We start from the raw sequence: 16,728 nt of genomic DNA on the forward strand, positions 1-16,728 counted from the left end.
CGCACCGTCCTAAACCATCAGGCACACGGAATAGCGTTTGGGGTGCCTCATGAGCCAGGATTTTCACGACACGCCGGTCGAGGCATTGGACGAAACCGGAGCGCGTGCAGAGCTGGAGCGCCTAGCTGGTCTGTTGGGCGCGGCTAATGCGGCCTATCACCAAAAAGATGCGCCCGAGATTTCGGACGCTGAATATGATGCGCTGAAGGCGCGTAATGCGGCAATCGAGGCGCGATTCCCCGAACTGAGGCGCGAAGATAGCCCGTCAGAGCAAGTCGGTGCTGCGCCCGCCGAAGGCTTTGGCAAAATTCAGCACCGCGTGCGGATGATGTCACTGTCGAATGCGTTCGATGACGAAGATGTCACGGATTTTGTGGATGGCATCGCGCGCTACCTTGGCATGTCTGCGGGTGATCTGGCCTTTACAGCAGAGCCAAAGATTGACGGCCTGTCCCTGAGCTTGCGCTATGAGAAGGGCAAATTGATCTACGCCGCAACGCGCGGCGATGGGGCTGAGGGCGAGGATGTGACCGCCAATGCCCGCACCATCAAAGACATCCCGCAATCGCTGACGGACGTGCCCGATGTTTTGGAGGTTCGCGGCGAAGTCTACATGTCGCACGAGGACTTCGAGGCTCTCAACGCCCGCCACCAAGAACGCGGTGGCAAAGTCTTCGCCAATCCGCGCAATGCGGCTGCAGGCTCCCTGCGCCAGCTTGATGCTAAAATTACCGAGGCGCGCCCGCTGCGGTTCTTTGCCTATGCGTGGGGTGAACTGTCGGCGCCCTTGGCCGACACCCAGATGGGAGCGATTGAGCGGCTGGCATATCTTGGGTTTCAGACCAATCCGCTGACCGCGATCTGTAACGGGCCGGACGATATGATCGCCCACTACCGCATGATCGAACAGAAGCGGGCAACCTTGGGCTACGACATTGACGGCGTGGTCTACAAGGTGAATGCCCTTGCCCTGCAAGAGCGTCTGGGCTTCCGCAGTACCACGCCGCGTTGGGCCATCGCCCATAAATTTCCCGCTGAACTGGCGTGGACACGGCTCGAGGCGATAGATATTCAGGTCGGCCGCACAGGCGCGCTGAGCCCCGTTGCGCGTTTGACCCCTGTGACGGTTGGCGGTGTGGTTGTGTCCAATGCGACGCTGCATAACGAGGACTACATCGAAGGCCGCGACAACGCTGGCAACCTGATCCGCGAAGGGCGTGACATTCGCGTGGGCGATTGGGTGCAGGTTTATCGTGCGGGCGATGTGATCCCAAAAATTGCCGATGTTGACCTGAATAAGCGCCCCGAAGGCTCTGAAAAGTATGACTTTCCGACGGTGTGCCCTGAGTGCGGATCAGAGTCGATCCGCGAAGAGGGCGATAGTGTGCGCCGGTGCTCTGGCGGAATGATTTGCCCCGCGCAAGCGGTCGAGAAGCTGAAGCATCTGGTCAGCCGAGCAGCCTTTGACATCGACGGGATGGGCGCCAAGCAGGTCGAGCAGTTCTACAAAGATGAGTGGATCAAAGAGCCAGCGGACATTTTCAAGCTGCGCGAGCGGTACGGCAGCGGCATGCAGCAGCTGAAGAACCGCGAAGGTTGGGGCGACAAGAGCGCGAAGAAACTCTTTGATGCCATTGATGAAAGACGGAAAATCGGTCTGGATCGTGTTCTCTTCGGGCTTGGCATCCGCCATGTCGGCGAACAGGTCAGCCGGTTGCTCGCCCGCCACTATGGCAGTTGGAATGCCCTGACCACAGCGCTCGACGCCGCCCATGATGAAAGCAGCGAGGCATGGGCCGACCTGTTGTCCGTGGATGGCGTGGGCACCGTCTTGGCGCGGTCGATCGTGACCGCCTTTGCTCAAGAGGCCGAGCGCGCGAGCATTGATCGTTTGATCGCAGAGCTCGAGGTCCAAGATGTGGCCGCGCCGTCCACCGATGGCAGTCCTGTCGCAGGTAAAACCGTGGTCTTTACAGGGACCCTCGAAAAGATGACACGGGCCGAGGCCAAAGCCCGCGCCGAGGCGCTCGGGGCCAAGGTGTCTGGCTCGGTCAGTGCCAAAACGGACATTTTGGTCGCCGGTCCCGGTGCGGGCTCCAAGGCGAAAAAGGCCGCTGAGCTAGGGATCGAGACCTTGGACGAGGACGGCTGGCTCGAAATGATCGGGCAGGCTTGATCCATGAGCCGTCCCGAAATTCTGTTCCCGCTGTTTGGGGGGCTGGAAACCCTGAACGGGATCGGCCCCAAGACCGCCGAAGCGATGGAAAACCTGCGGATCACCCGTCCGCGGGATCTGCTGTTTCACTTGCCCTATAGCGGGATCAGCCGTGCGCGGCGCGAGACGGTCCAAGGGGCGACAACGGGCGAAGTTGTCACCGTTGCGGCGCGCGTCTTGCGCCATACCCCGCCAACGGGCCGTGGCCGCCCGTACCGTGTGATGGTCGAGGATGCGCAGGTCAGTTTTCCCTTGGTGTTTTTCCACGCGCGGGACCGCTACTTGCAGCAAATTCTGCCAGAGGGCGAAGAGCGGATCATCTCGGGCAAGGTTGAATTTTTCGACGGCATCCCCCAGATCGCGCACCCCGATCATGTGGTTCCGATGGACGAAGAGGCGTCAATCCCGCCCTTTGAACCGACCTATGCGCTGACCTCTGGCGTGACGGCCAAGCAGGTGATTAAGGGCGTGGCCAGCGCGCTGGACATGGCGCCGGATCTGCCCGAGTGGATTGACTCGTCCTTGATGAAGCAAAAAGGCTGGCCCACATGGCGCGAGGCTTTGACCGCCGCCCATACCCCCGAAAACGGGGGGGATTTGGCAGCCGAGGCGCCAGCGCGGACGCGTCTGGCCTATGACGAATTCTTTGCGCATCAACTGACTTTGGGGCTTGCCCGCGCGTCGCGCCGCGAAAAGCCCGGCTTGCCATCGGTTGCCACCGGCCGGCTGCAACGGCGGGTGCTGGCGGAGCTGCCGTATCGCCCGACGGGCGCCCAAGAGCGTGCCATTCGCGAAATCAGCGATGATCTGGCACGGCCCGTGCGCATGAACCGGCTCTTGCAGGGCGACGTGGGCGCAGGCAAAACTCTGGTCGCGCTGATGTCACTGCTGGTCGCGGTCGAGGCAGGCGGGCAGGGCGTGATGATGGCCCCGACCGAGATCCTCGCGCGTCAGCACATGGAGGGACTGCAGCCCTTGGCCGAAAGCGCAGGCGTGGTGATCGAGCTCCTCACGGGGCGCGACAAGGGCAAAGAGCGCAAGGCCAAGCTGGAGGCGCTGGCCAAGGGGAATATCCACATTTTGGTCGGCACTCATGCAGTCTTTCAAAAGGATGTCGAATTCCACGACCTGCGCCTTGCGGTGATCGACGAACAGCATCGATTTGGCGTCGCGCAGCGGCTGGAGCTGGGGCGCAAGGGGCGCGCGGTCGATGTACTGGTAATGACCGCGACACCGATCCCGCGCAGCCTTGCGCTGACCCAATTCGGGGATATGGATGTCTCGATCCTCGACGAAAAGCCGCCTGGACGCACACCGGTGAAAACCGCGCTCATCTCGAACGAGCGCATGGACGAAGTGACCGAGCATCTGCGCCACGCGATCTCGCAGGGGCGTCAGGCCTACTGGGTTTGCCCGCTTGTCGAAGAGAGCGAGGTCTCTGACCTGACCTCTGCCCAAGAGCGGTTCGAACGCCTACGTGCAGCACTCGGAGAAGGCGTGGTCGATCTGGTCCACGGCCAGATGCCCCCCGATCACAAAGACACGGCCATGGCGCGGTTCCAGTCGGGCGAGACCAAGGTGCTGGTCGCGACCACGGTGATCGAGGTTGGGGTGAACGTGCCCAATGCCTCGATCATGGTTATCGAACGGGCCGAGATTTTCGGCCTTGCGCAGCTTCACCAGTTGCGTGGACGGGTGGGGCGCGGCGCGGCGGCTTCGACGTGCCTGCTCATGTACCAACCCCCGCTGTCCGAGACCGGCCAGCGCCGCCTGACCACGTTGCGCGATACCGAGGACGGTTTTCGCATCAGTGAGGTGGATCTGCAAATGCGCGGGGCAGGTGACCTGATCGGGACCGCGCAATCGGGCCTGCCACGATTTCGGATCGCCGATATGGAGCGACAAGCGGACTTGATGGCGACGGCCCAAACCGATGCGCGCGCGCTGCTGACGACGGACCCGCACCTGACATCTGAGCGTGGCAAGGCCGCCAGAACGCTGCTTTGGCTGATGGAGCAAGATCAGGCGATCCGTTTGATTTCAGTGGGTTAAGCGCTTCTCTCGCGCGGTGTTCTAAAATGTTCACGTTTGTTCTCAAAAAGTTCTTTACCGAATCGTTAAGCTATGAGAACAAAGAGGCAACAGGAACATTGAGCGAACGGAGCGTGCAAAATGGCCCGCCAGATCAAACTGACCCTCGCGCGTAACGCAGACACTTTCATTCCCGATATGATCGGTGCGGCCTCGTTGATGGTCATGCTGGTCGGCGCGCTTCACTTGCCGATGTTCTTCTGACTGCCCATCCCGCGGTTCTCTGCCGACCGGACTTGCCGCCATGTCCCACTTTGCGGCCTGACTGCCCGTCTTGTTCTGCCAGCGCCTACTGGTTGAACCTTAGTCCGGTACGAACCGTCTTCTACGCCGCCATCCTTGCCGGGATGTGCGGCGGTTTTTTATGCGCACAAGGCCCAAGGCGCTCATGCTTTCACCTTTGTGAAAATACTCTCGGGGGTGAATTGGTGCCAAAGCACCAAGAGGGGGCAGACAGCCCCCTTTGCGCGTTCACCAATAATCAAAAACTTATACGGTCTGCGCCGCTTCGGCCTCGGCCACCGCTTCGCTCAACGCGTCCAAGGTCAGCATGATCGACGCATGACGATTCTTGTACTCTCGCGCGGGCAGCAAAGCTTCTAGCCCTTCGAACGGAGCGGACGGTGCCTCTGCGCCATCGCGCAGCATCGCCTTCAACTCGTCACGGGCTTTGTTGATCTCTGCACTCGTGCGTCCAATCGCGGCGGACCCGACCACACTGGCCGACGCTTGCCCCAAGGCGCAGGCTTTGACGTCTGCGGCGTAGCGGCTGACTTTCCCGTCCTCGACATCCACATCCACGGTGACGGTGGATCCGCAAAGGGGCGAGCGCTTCTTGACGCTGGCCTGAGGCGCGTCGAGCCGGCCTGTATGGGGAATCTCGGCAGCCAGCGCGAGAATACGCTGGGAATAGAGCTTCATCAGGTCGTTCTCGTTCGACATGCGTCCTCCGAGGCTTTCTCTTGGGGTCAGTTCCGCATAGATAGGCCTTGCACGACCGAAGCAAAAGGATTTTCCACATGACCTCCGCGGCATTTGATCCGGCAAGTTTGAAATACGACGACAAGGGGTTGATCCCCGCCATCGCGCAGGATGCCGAGACCCATGAAGTTTTAATGATGGCATGGATGAATGCGGAGTGTGTCGCCAAGACACTGGATACCGGCAAAGTGACCTACTGGTCGCGGTCCCGTCAGGCGTTCTGGGTCAAGGGCGAGACCAGCGGGCATCTGCAGACGTTGATCGATCTCCGGTATGACTGCGATCAGGACTGCATTCTGGTAATGGTGCATCAGGAAGGGCCGGCGTGTCACACCAATCGTCGCAGCTGTTTCTACACAGCGGTGCGTGAGGGCGAGACTGTCGAGCTGATGGAGCCGATGGTTTAAGGGGGCGCTGCCCCCTCCGGTGCGGCGGCGCCGCACCTTCACCCCGGGAGTATTTTTACAAAGGTGAAAGCAGAGGCGTGCCGATGAGGTCGGCGACGTCTTTCGGTGTTTTGCCTTCGGCGCGGTAGAGGGCGATGGCGCGGGCGTCATCACGTTTGGCAAGGCGTTTGCCTTGGTCGTCGCGGATCAGGTCGTGGTGGTGGTAGGTCGGAACCGGTTTGTTCAAGAGGGCCTGTAGGATCACGTGGATCTGGGTGGCCTCGAACAGGTCGGAGCCCCGAGTGACGTGGGTGATGCCTTGGTCCGAGTCGTCGATGACGACTGACAGATGATAGGACGTGCCCATGTCACGGCGGGCGAGGACAATGTCGCCGAGGGTTTGATGGGCTTTGCTCAGATCAACGATGTGGGTGCCCGTGTGGACGGGGCCGATTTCGGTGAAGGTCAGAGTTTCGGTGCCGATGATCGCGAAGGCCTTGGCCATGTCGAGGCGCAGGGTTTCGCCATCGGGCATCTGATCCGGTTTTGGTTTGGTGCGGCAGGTGCCCGGATAGATCAGGCCGTCGGGACCGTGAGTGGGAGCGCCCTCTTGGGGGGCTGACATCGCGGCCTCAATGTCTCGGCGTTTGCAGGTGCAGGGATAGAGCAGGTCCATGTCCCACAGGGTTTGCAACGCGGCGCGGTAGGCGGGCATGCGATCTGACTGGCGCATGACGGGCGTGGGCCATGTGAGGCCGAGCCATGTCAGGTCGTCGTAGATTTGCGCCTCCCACTCGGGGCGGGCGCGGGTTTGGTCAATGTCTTCGATCCGCAGTAGGAACTCGCCGCCAAGCGATTGGGCGAAATGCGCCGCCGTCAGGGCAGAAAAGGCGTGCCCCAGATGGAGGGGCCCTGTGGGCGACGGCGCAAATCGTGTTCGCATTAGCTTTGGCTGGTAAGCCATTGTTGCCAAATCTCTTTGGCGCGGTCGGTGTAACCTTTATACCGGACTTTACGGCCCTTGCGGCCACCGCGCACGTCTTCGAGCGGCTGGAAAAGGCCGAAGTTCACGTTCATCGGCTGGAAGGTTTTCGCATCCGCGCCGCCGGTGATGTGGTTCACCAAGCTACCCATCGCGGTTTCCAGCGGGACTTCGGGGATGTCCTGACCGAGGATCTCGGCGGCGGCGAAACGGCCGGCCAGCAGACCCATCGCTGCGGATTCAACATAGCCTTCGACGCCGGTGATCTGTCCTGCGAAGCGCACATTCGGGCGCGACTTCATCCGCAGGCGACTGTCCAGCAGCGTGGGCGAGTTGATAAAGGTGTTCCGGTGGATGCCGCCAAGGCGGGCAAAGCTGGCGTTCTCCAAACCGGGGATCATGCGGAAGACCTCGGTCTGCGCGCCGTATTTCATCTTGGTCTGAAAGCCGACGATGTTGAACAGCGTGCCCAAGGCATTGTCGCGGCGCAGCTGGACAACGGCGTAGGCTTTTTCTTCGGGCTTGTGCGGGTTGGTCAGGCCGACGGGCTTCATGGGGCCGTGGCGCAAGGTTTCGCGGCCACGTTCTGCCATCACCTCGATCGGCAGGCAGCCGTCGAAGTAACCAGCGGTTTCGCCATCGTGAAATTCGGTTTTGTCGGCGGCCAGAAGCGCGTCGATAAAGGCCTCGTACTGCTCTTTGTTCATGGGGCAGTTGAGGTAGGCGGTGCGCTCTTCTTCGGTCTCGCCCTTGTCATAGCGGGACTGCATCCACGCTTGGGACATATCGATGCTGTCCGCATAGACGATGGGCGCGATAGCATCGAAGAAGGCCAGATGGTCCTGCGCAGTCGCGTCCTGAATAGATTTACCAAGCGCGGTGCTGGTCAGGGGCCCGGTGGCGATAATCCAATTTCCCTCGGTCGGGAGCTCCGTGATCTCTTCTTCGGAGACGCTGACATTGGGCAGGGCGCGCAGGGTTTGCGTGACCGTCTCGGCAAAGGGATCGCGGTCCACGGCCAGTGCGCCCCCCGCTGGGATGCGGTGCTTGTCGGCGGTGGTCATGATGATCCCGTTCGCCGCGCGCATTTCCCAATGCAGCAGGCCCACGGCGTTCTGTTCGTCATCGTCTGAACGGAAGGAGTTCGAGCACACCATCTCGGCCAGATTGCCGGTCTGATGGGCAAAGGTTTCGACCTTGGGGCGCATCTCGTGGATGACCACGTCAACGCCCATGTTCGCGGCCTGCCAGGCGGCCTCGGAGCCGGCCATTCCGCCGCCGATGATATGCAATGTCTTGTCCATGACGCGCGATCTAGGGCTTTCGCGCGCGTTTGGAAAGGGGAAAGGCGGATCGGAAAATGCCCGAACGTCACTTCTAGCAGGGCTTGCTGTTTGGGTTTCGCGCGCCATTGTGGGATGCGCAAGACGGGAGGGGCATATGGAACTGAAGATGGATGTGGCCGAGTTGGAGGCCTTTCTGGCGCGAGACTTTCCGCAGGTGGGCGACATGTTCACCATTCTGGAGGTCGGCGCAGGCACGCTGAAGGTGCGCTTGAACGTCAAAGAAGAGCATCTACGGCCCGGTGGCACGGTGTCTGGACCCACCATGTTCGCGCTGGCGGATGTGGGTATCTATCTGGCGGTTCTAGCGGTGATCGGGCCGGTCGGCCTTGCTGTGACGACCAACTGTTCGATTGATTTCATGCGCAAACCGGTGGCGGGTGTCGATCTGGTGGCGGAATGCCGCATTTTGAAGCTGGGGCGCGTCTTGGCGGTGGGTGACGTTCTGATCTATTCCGAAGGAGATGCGCGGCCCGTGGCGCGGGCGAGCATGACCTATTCCATCCCGCCAAGTGGCTGAACATTGGATTTTGAGTATTTGGCGCAAAAGAAGCCCGAGGATGGCGTGAAAATGTGGGGTATTTTAATACCTATTTTATAAGTCATTGTTCTGGCATGGTTTTGATCGCTTAAGTGCGCTTGACTGGGGTTCGAAGGGCTGTATAAGACGCCAATCCGAATTCGGGTGAGGCTGCGGCCGCACTCGGCTCGAACTTAATTGAATGAAACCCAGGATATCCTGACCATGAAAACCTTCTCTGCAAAGCCTGCAGACATCGAGAAGAAATGGATCCTGATCGACGCTGAAGGCGTCGTTCTGGGCCGTCTTGCGTCGATCGTCGCAATGCGTCTGCGCGGCAAGCACAAGCCGTCCTTCACGCCTCACATGGATTGCGGTGACAACGTCATCATCATCAATGCTGAGAAAATCCAGATGACCGGCAAGAAGCGCGAAGAGCGTTTCTACTGGCACACTGGCCACCCCGGCGGCATCAAGTCGCGCACCAAGCAGGAAATCCTGGACGGCGCGCACCCCGAGCGTGTGGTTCAGAAAGCTGTTCAGCGTATGCTGCCCGGCAACCGTCTGTCGCGCCAGCTGATGACCAACCTGCGCGTTTACGCGGGTACTGAACACCCCCACGAAGCTCAGGCACCTGAAGTCGTTGACGTCAAAGTGCTGAACTCCAAGAACACGAGGACTGCGAAATAATGGCCGATCAAGTCAACTCGCTCGAAGAACTCGGCGCCGTTGCAGGTGACGTCGCAGCAATCGAGATCGACGCACCCCGTGAGCCCGTCCGTGACGAGCTGGGTCGTTCCTACGCCACCGGCAAGCGTAAAGACGCTGTTGCCCGTGTTTGGATCAAGCCCGGTTCCGGTAAGGTTACCGTCAACGGTCGTGAGCTGAACGTATACTTCGCTCGTCCCGTTCTGCAGATGATCCTGCGCCAGCCTTTCGAGGTTGCCGGCGTTGAAGATCAGTTCGACGTTTACGCCACCGTCAAAGGCGGCGGTCTGTCGGGCCAAGCTGGTGCGGTCAAGCACGGCATCTCCAAAGCTCTGCAGCTGTACGATCCCTCGCTGCGTGGCGCTCTGAAAGCCGCTGGCTTCCTGACCCGCGACAGCCGCGTTGTTGAGCGTAAGAAGTTCGGCCGTCGTAAGGCGCGTCGTAGCTTCCAGTTCTCGAAGCGCTAATTTTCGCTCTTCGGACGACACAAGATTTTGGCAAGCGCATGTGGAAACATGCGCTTGTTTTCGTTTTGAGGTGGCTTCGATACCGGATCGTTGGTGGCCTCGACGAGCGCGGTGGCGGCAAATGCCACTGAGAAGCGCGAGGAGGCGCAGGAAGCGTTTCTTGTATGCATTTCTGGCTGGCCTCCGGGGTGTTTGTGCGGGCTGAGAGCCGTCTATTCTACGCTCACAAGTCCGTTGAGGCAGCAGGCGCCTGCTGCCCTCTGCTCGGCCACATCGAGGCTGTGAGGCGGCGTTGGATCAGCCTGCGCACGGGGCGGTTGGACCCACTAAGATCAATCCGAGATTTCTATGAAGATGGGGAAGCGAGACCACATTCTGCAGCGCTTGAGGGCTTTGCAATTATCGGCGCGCACTGACATGTAAGCGCAAATTGCATTGCAAATATGGCAATCGGGTGTCCCCACGCCAACTCTCATATCGCAATAAAAAAGGTGCTCTCTGGCAGACGAGAGCACCTTGATAGCATCTGCATTCTGGGCCAAATGCGCCCTGCAGGGCTGGCCGTGCGCCGTTAGTGGGCGGTGGCCAGACGGTAAAGACCGGTCTTGCGCTGGGGGGCGTGTTCGATAAAGCCCTGATCCAGAAGGCGCTTGAGCGTACGGTGGTAAGTCGCATGCTTCATGGCGCGTACGGTATTGTGCGACCGGATGGATTCCGAATGCACATCGCACTCGGCCTTGGACTCGGCGAGCATGTGAAAGGCGTAGAGAATGTCCTTCTCGTTTTGGGACATATCATCCAAACCCATGTCTTGCTCGAGTTGGTAAAGAAGTTCGCGCATCGCTGCGAGCTGCTTGTATCCACTATGCATCAGAATACCCTTAGACTTAAAACACGAAAGAAATGGCGTGTTTTCAATCTAGGAGAAGCTTTTGCCTTCTGTCCAGCCACATTCTCGCCACATTGCGACCACACTTGCCCAGATTGGGCCCATTTTTGACACAATATGTAAGCTTAGGTTAATTGATGGATCTGCAGCAAAAACGGCTGTGGCGAGTAATTGTTGCGGTTTGAATCTGCTTAACCCTGCTGAAAAGGTCATTTTTCGCGGGTTGTCCTAGCATATGACACAATCATCCTAAGGTTGTTCCCGAGCTTTTCTAGAACAGCCAAGAATGGTTAAAATATCGTAAACGGAATTCCGGTTAGTCCCGTTATCAGATCGATTTCGCGAAAAAAATTTTCTGAAATGCTATCTTTTTGGCCTTCTTTGCAAGGAAAAGCCGGACTCAGTCGTTTCCGATGAGTCCAAGGCCACGCAAATAGATACCGATTCCCGCCTCGAGCAGATCTTCGGGAGAATAGGGCGAGCGTGTGCCGGGGGTGCCACGGGCGAACAATTCGACGACGCCGTGGCTCATGGCCCAGATATGTGCCGAGAACATGCTGGCTGGCGGACGGCGATCCGCAGGGATGCGTTCGCTCAGGGCGGTGGCGGCCTGCTCGAGGATACGCTTGGCTTTGGATGCTGCGTCTGCAAGCTCTGGCGAGCGATTAACCGAGATGCCAGATTCAAACATGGCCACATAGTGACCGGGGTATTTTTGGGCAAAGGCAAGATAGGCGCGGCCTGTGGCCTCGAACGCGGCGAGCGCGCTGGGTTGGCCGTCGTTATAAGCAAAGGCCATGACATCCGAGAAGATGATGTAGCCTTGGCGTGCGGCCTCTGCGATCAGGTCTTCGCGCCCTTGGAAATGGCGGTAGACAGCCGCAGGGGTTACACCAGCGAGCTTTGCTGCCTCGGAAAGCGTAAACCCCGTGGGGCCTTTGTCGCGCACCAATTCGAGCGCGGCATCGACCAAAGCCTGCCGCAGGTTGCCGTGATGGTATCCGCGTTTAGACATGGAGCAGGTCCGGTCCACCGACAATGTTCGGATCAGGGGATGCGACCACGTCATGGTCTTTGCGGTCGTATTCCAATCCTGACAGAAGCAGGCGGATCACTTCGATACGGGCGCGGCGCTTGTCATCGCTGCGCACCACATTCCAAGGGCTCAGTTTGGCATGGCTGCGCAGCAGTGTCTCTTGGATCGCCTCGGAATAAGCATCCCAGCGTTTCAAACCTTCGACGTCGATCCAGCTAAGCTTCCACTGCTTCAGGGGGTCCTGTTCGCGGTCAAGGAAGCGGCGAAGCTGCTCGGCGCGCCCGACGTTCAGCCAGACCTTGATGACGTGGACACCTTCGTCGACCAACATTTCCTCAAACGGCAGCACCTGACGGAAGAAATGCTCGCGCTGCACCTCGTCGCAAAAGCCAAAGACCTTTTCCACCACGCCGCGGTTGTACCAACTGCGGTCGAACAGAACGATTTCTCCGCCCGAGGGCAGTTGTTCAATATAGCGCTGAAAGTACCACTGGGTCGCCTCGGTCTCGGACGGTTTTGACAGAGCGACCACGCGGCAGCCGCGCGGGTTCAGGTTTTCGCGGATACGCTTGATGGTGCCGCCCTTGCCAGCCGCATCGCGCCCTTCGAAGACGATGGCGATCCGGGCGCCTGTGTCCTTGACCCAGTGCTGCAGCTTGACCAGTTCGACCTGCAGGGCGTGGAGCGTGTCCTCGTAGGTGCTCTTGTCGAGCCGGCTGTCATAGGGGTAGGCGCCTAGGATGTCTTTCTTGCCCGCATTCTCGATCGCGGCACGCAGATCGGCTGCGGCCTCGGACTCGTAGAATTCGGTGATCGCACCGTCGAAGGGCAAGTTCATAGGGGCACCTCTTTTTCCACCTTTATGGGCGGTTAGGGCGTTGGGTGCAATCCGGCGCGGGCGGCGGCGCGGTCAATCGCAGCTTCGACATCATCTTGGGCAACATGGTGGGGCATGTGGCCGATACCGGGCAAAAGCACGAGGTTGGCGTTCGGGATTTGGCGTGACAGCGGGATCGCGTGGATGGTGGCTGGCACGGTGCCGTCAGCCTCGCCGTGCAGGATCTCGACCGGCATGGGGAGATCGGAATAGAGCGGGACCATCTGCGCCAGTTGCGGCTTGAGGCTGGTGACCTGACGGGCATTGGCCCGCAGACTGTCGCGGCGTAGGGCAAGGCTGGCGCCGATGTAATCCGCATAGCCAGCGGGCGCAGATTGCGGGGTAAAGACGCCATCCACCATAGTTTCCAGCGTCTTGTCGCTGAGAAGGGCCGAGACCAAGGGGACTGCGAGGCGCCCGCCAAGGCTGCTGTTCGGGACGGAATAGCTGGCACCGAGCCCCCCGGGCCACGGATTGGATGCACCGGACAGAACGACCAGCGCTGCCGTGTCTTGTGGCCGTTCAAGCCCCCACGCCAACGCCACCGCACCGCCAAAGCTGTGGCCAAGCACAACAGGGTCCGCCACGCCAATCTTGTCAGCGGCCAGTTGCAGCATGCGGGCTTGTTCGCGCACGGGCTCTGCGCCGTTGTTCGCAGCAGTGTCATACGCGGGATCGGCGCGGTCGGTGTAGCCCATGCCGGGTCTGTCAAACGCGATCACGCGGTAGCGGTCGGTCAGGCGATCCACAAGACTATAGGTAAAGTCCCGCAGGTTGCCGCTGGCACCGTGGATCAAGACCAGATCAGGGCCCGAGCCTTCGACAAAGGCGTGGACGCGGCGTCCATCATCCAATTCAACGAACTCTCCTAGGGGCGGAGTGTTCGCCTCGGCCATGGCTTCGCGCTCGGACGCGCGGCGGTCGATCACCGCGCAGCCAGTCGCCGCTGTCAATCCAGCAAGGGCAATAACCTTAAAGGCCAATTTTCTCCAACTCATAGGGCGTCGTCTGATAAATCTGGTTTATCCAATTCCCATATAGAAGGTGCGCGTGACTTCTCCAGCGATTGAGCGGCTTTTTCGACGGATCGTCATCGGGATAGTAGTTTTCCGGCACGTTGATCGGCTTGCCGGCTTCGACGTCGCGGTCGTATTCCTCTTTCAGCGTGTTGTCGTCGTATTCAAAGTGATTGAACACGTAGAGCGCGCGATGTTTGGGGTCCTCGACCAGACAGGGGCCTGACGCGTCGCTGGCGATCAGGGTCGTCAGGTCCGGGTGCTGGTCCAGATCGGTCTGGCGGATTTCGGTCCAGCGGCTAACCGGCACGAGCACGTCATCCGAGAACCCGCGCAGATAAGGTGAGGCGGGAGCCAGATTGCGGTGGCGGAAACAGCCAAAGCATTTCGCGTCCAAGAGGTGCTTGGGCACGCCGTGGAAGTAGTTGATCATCGCCATGCCACCCCAGCACACGCCAAAGGTCGAATGCACGTGGTCTTGGGTCCAGTCAAAGACCTGACACAGCTCTTCCCAGTAGGTCACGTCATTGAAATCCAGATGCTCGATGGGCGCGCCAGTGATGATCAGGCCGTCAAACTTCTCGCCGCTGGCCTTCACCTCCTCGAATGGGCGGTAAAAGCTTTCCATATGTTCGGCAGCTGTGTTCTTGGTCTGATGCTCGCTCATGCGGATGAGCGTAAATTCGATCTGCAGAGGGGTCGCACCGATCAGGCGGGCGAACTGGTTCTCTGTCTGGATCTTTTTCGGCATCAGGTTCAGCAGCGCGATCTTGATCGGGCGGATGTCCTGACGGGCTGCCTGATCGTCTGCCATGACCATAACACCCTCTTTGGATAGGACATCATAGGCGGGCAGGTCGGAGGGCAGCTTGATAGGCATTGGAGGATTTCCGCTTTATTGGATAGGCATCCTAGATAGTCTTAAGTAACGGCAGACTCAAGCCTGCCGTTTAATCGCTTTTGCGATCAAAGCGTCGAAATCTGCGGGGGTTTTGACCTGCATGACTTCCTCGGCTTTGATGGTGACACCCCATTTGGCCATCGCCGCATAGCGCGGCTGTCGGTGCGCCAGCGCCTGCGCGTAGGTCCAACGAACAAAGGCGTCGGGGTTCACCTGCTCCTGCGTCTGGCCGTTCGTTTCGAGGTACTCGCCCCATTTGGCGGTCAGGAACTCGGGCATGTAGTACATCGGCTTTGGTGCGCGGTCGAAGCGGCGGCAGAGTTCTGCGGTGTGGGCGTCACTACCTTCGATCCAAATCAGCAGGGTGTCTTCGGACAGGGCCTTCATCACCGGATCGTCGGGGTCGTTGGGATCGACCACCTCGCAAATAGAGCCACCGCTGTCACAAATGAAGTTGTCGTAGCCGTAGAGCCCCTTGGCCCGCTCGCAGAAATAAGGCGTGTCCAGCAGGGCCGCGATTTCGGCGGTGCGGTGCTGGTCCTGACGGCGGCGATATTCGGCAAAGGGCAGGCCGCCTTGATCGGGGTTGCCTGGTTTGCCCAGGTAGGTGGACAGCGGCGCCAGATTTTCAAAGGTGATGTTCGAGCCGATAAAGATCGAGTCCGACATCAAGAGTTCGCGCAGGGTCGGATGCTGCATCGCCAGACGTTTGTATTCGTCGGTGATGTATTCGCCCATGTACCGCGTGCCGATTCGGTAATCGATCGAGTAGTGAAACCAGCCCGCATCGTGACGCAGCATATTGGCCAGAAAGGTTTTTCCCAAACCGGACATTCCGAACAGGGTGATGCGTTTGGAGGCGGCGGTCAGCCAACTGTCGGCGGTGGGATATAACATGAAAAAGGCTCGGTCTAAGGGCGTTTATGCTGTGTTATCGCCCCCTTAGGGTGCGGTCAAATGCACCGTGGCGATCCAGCAAAAAGAAACGCCCCGCACGGGGTGTGCAGGGCGCTCTGTCTGATCTGGTGGGCAGATCAGAAGGTGTAGGACAGCTTGATGCCTGCGCCGAAGACGGTGTTCCCGTCAAAGGTCGCACGGGTCGCGTTGCGGGCGTAGCCTTTGGCATCGCCGACCTGACGCCAGCTTGCGCCGCCCGACAGCTCGAAGCCATTGTCAAAGGTGTATGCGCCGCCAAGGGTCACCGACGTGTAGCCGTTGGTTGGGGCCAAGGGCGACACCTCGTCATCTCCGCCTGCCTCGTACGAAATCGCGGCCAGTGCCGAGAAGTTCGGCGAGAAGCGACGGCCAACACCCAGAGTATAGGTGTACGTATCTTCTAGGCTGACCAGCTCAGACGAGAGCAGATCCGCATAAACGCCAAACACCGAGTGCTCGACCCAGCGGACAGAGCCAAAAACCAGCGTGTCTTCTGCTACGCCAGACTGGAACTCGAGGTTCCAAGACTTGGGTGTCTTTACGTCTTGGCTGCCGTTTTGGGTGACTTCCGTTGTCGCCACGGTCCCGCCGCCCGGTGCGAGCACAACGTTCGCAGGCAGCGTTTCCTTGGTGTCCATCTTGTGGGTGATTTCCGAGTTGAAGCTCAGAGCAACACGCAGCGCGATGTCAGGAATTTCATAGGCCGCGCCAACTGTGTAGCCGGTGCCTACGGTGTCCTGAAGTTCAATGTTATAGCCAGAGGCGCCTGCCGCGACAGGGGTGCCAGTGGGCAGGACCTGCAGCGTGCCGCCATAAGTGGTCCCGTCCAGCGTGATATCGCCGGAGGCTTTCTGACGGCGCAGCCCGCCAAAGACGCTTGCATTCTCGTTGACCTGATACTTCAGCAAAAAGGTCTGCGCTTCGACTTCGGCAAAGGCTTTGGTGCCACCAAGTTCGGTCGTTGCAGAATTGCCGCCGTATTCAATATCAGCACCGAACGGTTGGTCCAGAATGATGCCGAACGACAAACGGTCGTTTATGTCTATCTTGGCGCGGAATTCTTTCTGCGAGAAATCATTCGCGACATCATCGTAATCGTAACCGGTCGTTTCACCTTCGCCACTGACGCTCGGGCGCACAGTGCCAAGACCCAGCTCGACATAGTTGCCCTTTTTGAACAGGACGGAATTGGTTTGGTTGGTGCGTTCAATGCCGCCTGCAGCCACCGTGGTGCCCAGAACAGCAAGTATTGCACTACTTACTAGTGTCTTATTCATGGATCCTCATCCCTGTTTCCTTCTCCCCAAGGTAATCCGAGCCTACGGGTCCCCTTGGCGAGCGGTCAATCTTTGCCCTTACGTTAACGTGACCACTGTGGCC

At 59.5% G+C, this 16,728-nt stretch carries 17 protein-coding genes; 7 read left to right on the forward strand and 10 right to left on the reverse strand.

Going from position 1 to position 16,728, the window contains the following annotated elements; genetic code table 11:
- Nucleotides 1-49 precede the first annotated feature (49 nt).
- From ligA to BM225_RS22300, 3 genes are all read left to right on the forward strand, one after another.
- A complete protein-coding gene (ligA, locus tag BM225_RS11310; protein WP_072706534.1) occupies nt 50-2,176 on the forward strand; it encodes an NAD-dependent DNA ligase LigA in 2,127 nt (708 codons plus the stop codon).
- Nucleotides 2,177-2,179: 3 nt separating this feature from the next.
- On the forward strand, nt 2,180-4,267 hold the full coding sequence (gene recG, locus BM225_RS11315) for an ATP-dependent DNA helicase RecG (protein WP_072706533.1): 2,088 nt from the start codon (nt 2,180-2,182) through the stop codon (nt 4,265-4,267).
- 120 nt (nt 4,268-4,387) lie between these two features.
- The gene (locus tag BM225_RS22300) at nt 4,388-4,510 is read left to right on the forward strand and encodes a hypothetical protein (RefSeq protein ID WP_276326945.1); all 123 of its coding nucleotides are present in this window, start codon (nt 4,388-4,390) and stop codon (nt 4,508-4,510) included.
- Nucleotides 4,511-4,795: 285 nt separating this feature from the next.
- Here BM225_RS22300 and BM225_RS11320 read toward each other — a convergent pair whose 3' ends face one another.
- Nucleotides 4,796-5,248 (reverse strand): iron-sulfur cluster assembly scaffold protein, encoded by a 453-nt coding sequence (locus BM225_RS11320; RefSeq protein ID WP_072706532.1) that lies wholly within the window; start codon nt 5,246-5,248, stop codon nt 4,796-4,798.
- A 77-nt stretch (nt 5,249-5,325) separates the two neighbouring features.
- Between BM225_RS11320 and hisI the strand changes: the two genes are divergently transcribed.
- Nucleotides 5,326-5,694: a phosphoribosyl-AMP cyclohydrolase gene (gene hisI / locus BM225_RS11325; RefSeq protein ID WP_072706531.1), complete on the forward strand. Its 369-nt coding sequence runs from the start codon at nt 5,326-5,328 to the stop codon at nt 5,692-5,694.
- A 55-nt stretch (nt 5,695-5,749) separates the two neighbouring features.
- Here the strand turns inward: hisI and gluQRS are convergent, their stop codons facing one another.
- Nucleotides 5,750-6,637: a tRNA glutamyl-Q(34) synthetase GluQRS gene (gene gluQRS, locus BM225_RS11330; protein WP_245780461.1), complete on the reverse strand. Its 888-nt coding sequence runs from the start codon at nt 6,635-6,637 to the stop codon at nt 5,750-5,752.
- Entirely contained in the window at nt 6,616-7,959 is a 1,344-nt protein-coding gene (gene trmFO, locus BM225_RS11335) for a methylenetetrahydrofolate--tRNA-(uracil(54)-C(5))-methyltransferase (FADH(2)-oxidizing) TrmFO (protein WP_072706529.1), read from the reverse strand. The genes gluQRS and trmFO overlap by 22 nt, the downstream gene beginning before the upstream one ends.
- Nucleotides 7,960-8,095: 136 nt before the next feature.
- Between trmFO and BM225_RS11340 the strand changes: the two genes are divergently transcribed.
- From BM225_RS11340 to rpsI, 3 genes are all read left to right on the forward strand, one after another.
- Nucleotides 8,096-8,518 (forward strand): PaaI family thioesterase, encoded by a 423-nt coding sequence (locus BM225_RS11340; RefSeq protein ID WP_072706528.1) that lies wholly within the window; start codon nt 8,096-8,098, stop codon nt 8,516-8,518.
- Nucleotides 8,519-8,743: 225 nt separating this feature from the next.
- Nucleotides 8,744-9,208 carry a 50S ribosomal protein L13 gene (gene rplM, locus BM225_RS11345; RefSeq protein WP_072706527.1) on the forward strand — a complete coding sequence of 155 codons (465 nt, stop codon included), beginning with the start codon at nt 8,744-8,746 and terminating at the stop codon, nt 9,206-9,208.
- On the forward strand, nt 9,208-9,693 hold the full coding sequence (rpsI, locus tag BM225_RS11350) for a 30S ribosomal protein S9 (protein WP_072706526.1): 486 nt from the start codon (nt 9,208-9,210) through the stop codon (nt 9,691-9,693). Before rplM ends, rpsI begins: the two co-directional genes overlap by 1 nt.
- A 571-nt stretch (nt 9,694-10,264) precedes the next feature.
- On the opposite strand, the gene BM225_RS11360 is transcribed toward rpsI, so the two are convergent.
- From BM225_RS11360 to BM225_RS11390, 7 genes are all read right to left on the reverse strand, one after another.
- Nucleotides 10,265-10,564, reverse strand: coding sequence for a hypothetical protein (locus BM225_RS11360; protein WP_072706524.1), 300 nt, complete (start codon nt 10,562-10,564; stop codon nt 10,265-10,267).
- Between the two features lie 418 nt (nt 10,565-10,982).
- Complete coding sequence (locus BM225_RS11365) at nt 10,983-11,597, reverse strand: TetR/AcrR family transcriptional regulator (RefSeq protein ID WP_072706523.1); 615 nt, start codon at nt 11,595-11,597, stop codon at nt 10,983-10,985.
- Complete coding sequence (ppk2, locus tag BM225_RS11370; protein WP_072706522.1) at nt 11,590-12,456, reverse strand: polyphosphate kinase 2; 867 nt, start codon at nt 12,454-12,456, stop codon at nt 11,590-11,592. Before ppk2 ends, BM225_RS11365 begins: the two co-directional genes overlap by 8 nt.
- Nucleotides 12,457-12,488: 32 nt before the next feature.
- Nucleotides 12,489-13,493, reverse strand: a complete 1,005-nt coding sequence (locus BM225_RS11375) for an alpha/beta fold hydrolase (protein WP_245780462.1) — start codon at nt 13,491-13,493, stop codon at nt 12,489-12,491.
- Nucleotides 13,468-14,391, reverse strand: coding sequence for a homoserine O-acetyltransferase MetA (gene metA, locus BM225_RS11380; protein WP_072706520.1), 924 nt, complete (start codon nt 14,389-14,391; stop codon nt 13,468-13,470). The genes BM225_RS11375 and metA overlap by 26 nt, the downstream gene beginning before the upstream one ends.
- 57 nt (nt 14,392-14,448) lie before the next feature.
- Entirely contained in the window at nt 14,449-15,309 is an 861-nt protein-coding gene (locus tag BM225_RS11385; RefSeq protein WP_092464396.1) for an ATPase, read from the reverse strand.
- Nucleotides 15,310-15,446: 137 nt separating this feature from the next.
- Nucleotides 15,447-16,625: an OmpP1/FadL family transporter gene (locus BM225_RS11390; protein WP_072706518.1), complete on the reverse strand. Its 1,179-nt coding sequence runs from the start codon at nt 16,623-16,625 to the stop codon at nt 15,447-15,449.
- Nucleotides 16,626-16,728: the final 103 nt, after the last annotated feature.

The organism is Donghicola eburneus (assembly GCF_900115865.1).
GTDB lineage: Bacteria > Pseudomonadota > Alphaproteobacteria > Rhodobacterales > Rhodobacteraceae > Donghicola > Donghicola eburneus.

Coding starts and splice junctions, on each gene's coding strand:
- rpsI (WP_072706526.1), top strand. CDS start 9,208: ATGGCCGATCAAGTCAACTCGCTCGAAGAACTCGGCGCCGTTGCAGGT.
- rplM (WP_072706527.1), top strand. CDS start 8,744: ATGAAAACCTTCTCTGCAAAGCCTGCAGACATCGAGAAGAAATGGATC.
- BM225_RS11320 (WP_072706532.1), bottom strand. CDS start 5,248: ATGTCGAACGAGAACGACCTGATGAAGCTCTATTCCCAGCGTATTCTC.
- ligA (WP_072706534.1), top strand. CDS start 50: ATGAGCCAGGATTTTCACGACACGCCGGTCGAGGCATTGGACGAAACC.
- BM225_RS11365 (WP_072706523.1), bottom strand. CDS start 11,597: ATGTCTAAACGCGGATACCATCACGGCAACCTGCGGCAGGCTTTGGTC.
- trmFO (WP_072706529.1), bottom strand. CDS start 7,959: ATGGACAAGACATTGCATATCATCGGCGGCGGAATGGCCGGCTCCGAG.
- BM225_RS11340 (WP_072706528.1), top strand. CDS start 8,096: ATGGAACTGAAGATGGATGTGGCCGAGTTGGAGGCCTTTCTGGCGCGA.
- hisI (WP_072706531.1), top strand. CDS start 5,326: ATGACCTCCGCGGCATTTGATCCGGCAAGTTTGAAATACGACGACAAG.
- metA (WP_072706520.1), bottom strand. CDS start 14,391: ATGCCTATCAAGCTGCCCTCCGACCTGCCCGCCTATGATGTCCTATCC.
- BM225_RS11360 (WP_072706524.1), bottom strand. CDS start 10,564: ATGCATAGTGGATACAAGCAGCTCGCAGCGATGCGCGAACTTCTTTAC.
- BM225_RS11375 (WP_245780462.1), bottom strand. CDS start 13,493: ATGAGTTGGAGAAAATTGGCCTTTAAGGTTATTGCCCTTGCTGGATTG.
- BM225_RS11390 (WP_072706518.1), bottom strand. CDS start 16,625: ATGAATAAGACACTAGTAAGTAGTGCAATACTTGCTGTTCTGGGCACC.
- recG (WP_072706533.1), top strand. CDS start 2,180: ATGAGCCGTCCCGAAATTCTGTTCCCGCTGTTTGGGGGGCTGGAAACC.
- BM225_RS11385 (WP_092464396.1), bottom strand. CDS start 15,309: ATGTTATATCCCACCGCCGACAGTTGGCTGACCGCCGCCTCCAAACGC.
- ppk2 (WP_072706522.1), bottom strand. CDS start 12,456: ATGAACTTGCCCTTCGACGGTGCGATCACCGAATTCTACGAGTCCGAG.
- BM225_RS22300 (WP_276326945.1), top strand. CDS start 4,388: ATGGCCCGCCAGATCAAACTGACCCTCGCGCGTAACGCAGACACTTTC.
- gluQRS (WP_245780461.1), bottom strand. CDS start 6,637: ATGGCTTACCAGCCAAAGCTAATGCGAACACGATTTGCGCCGTCGCCC.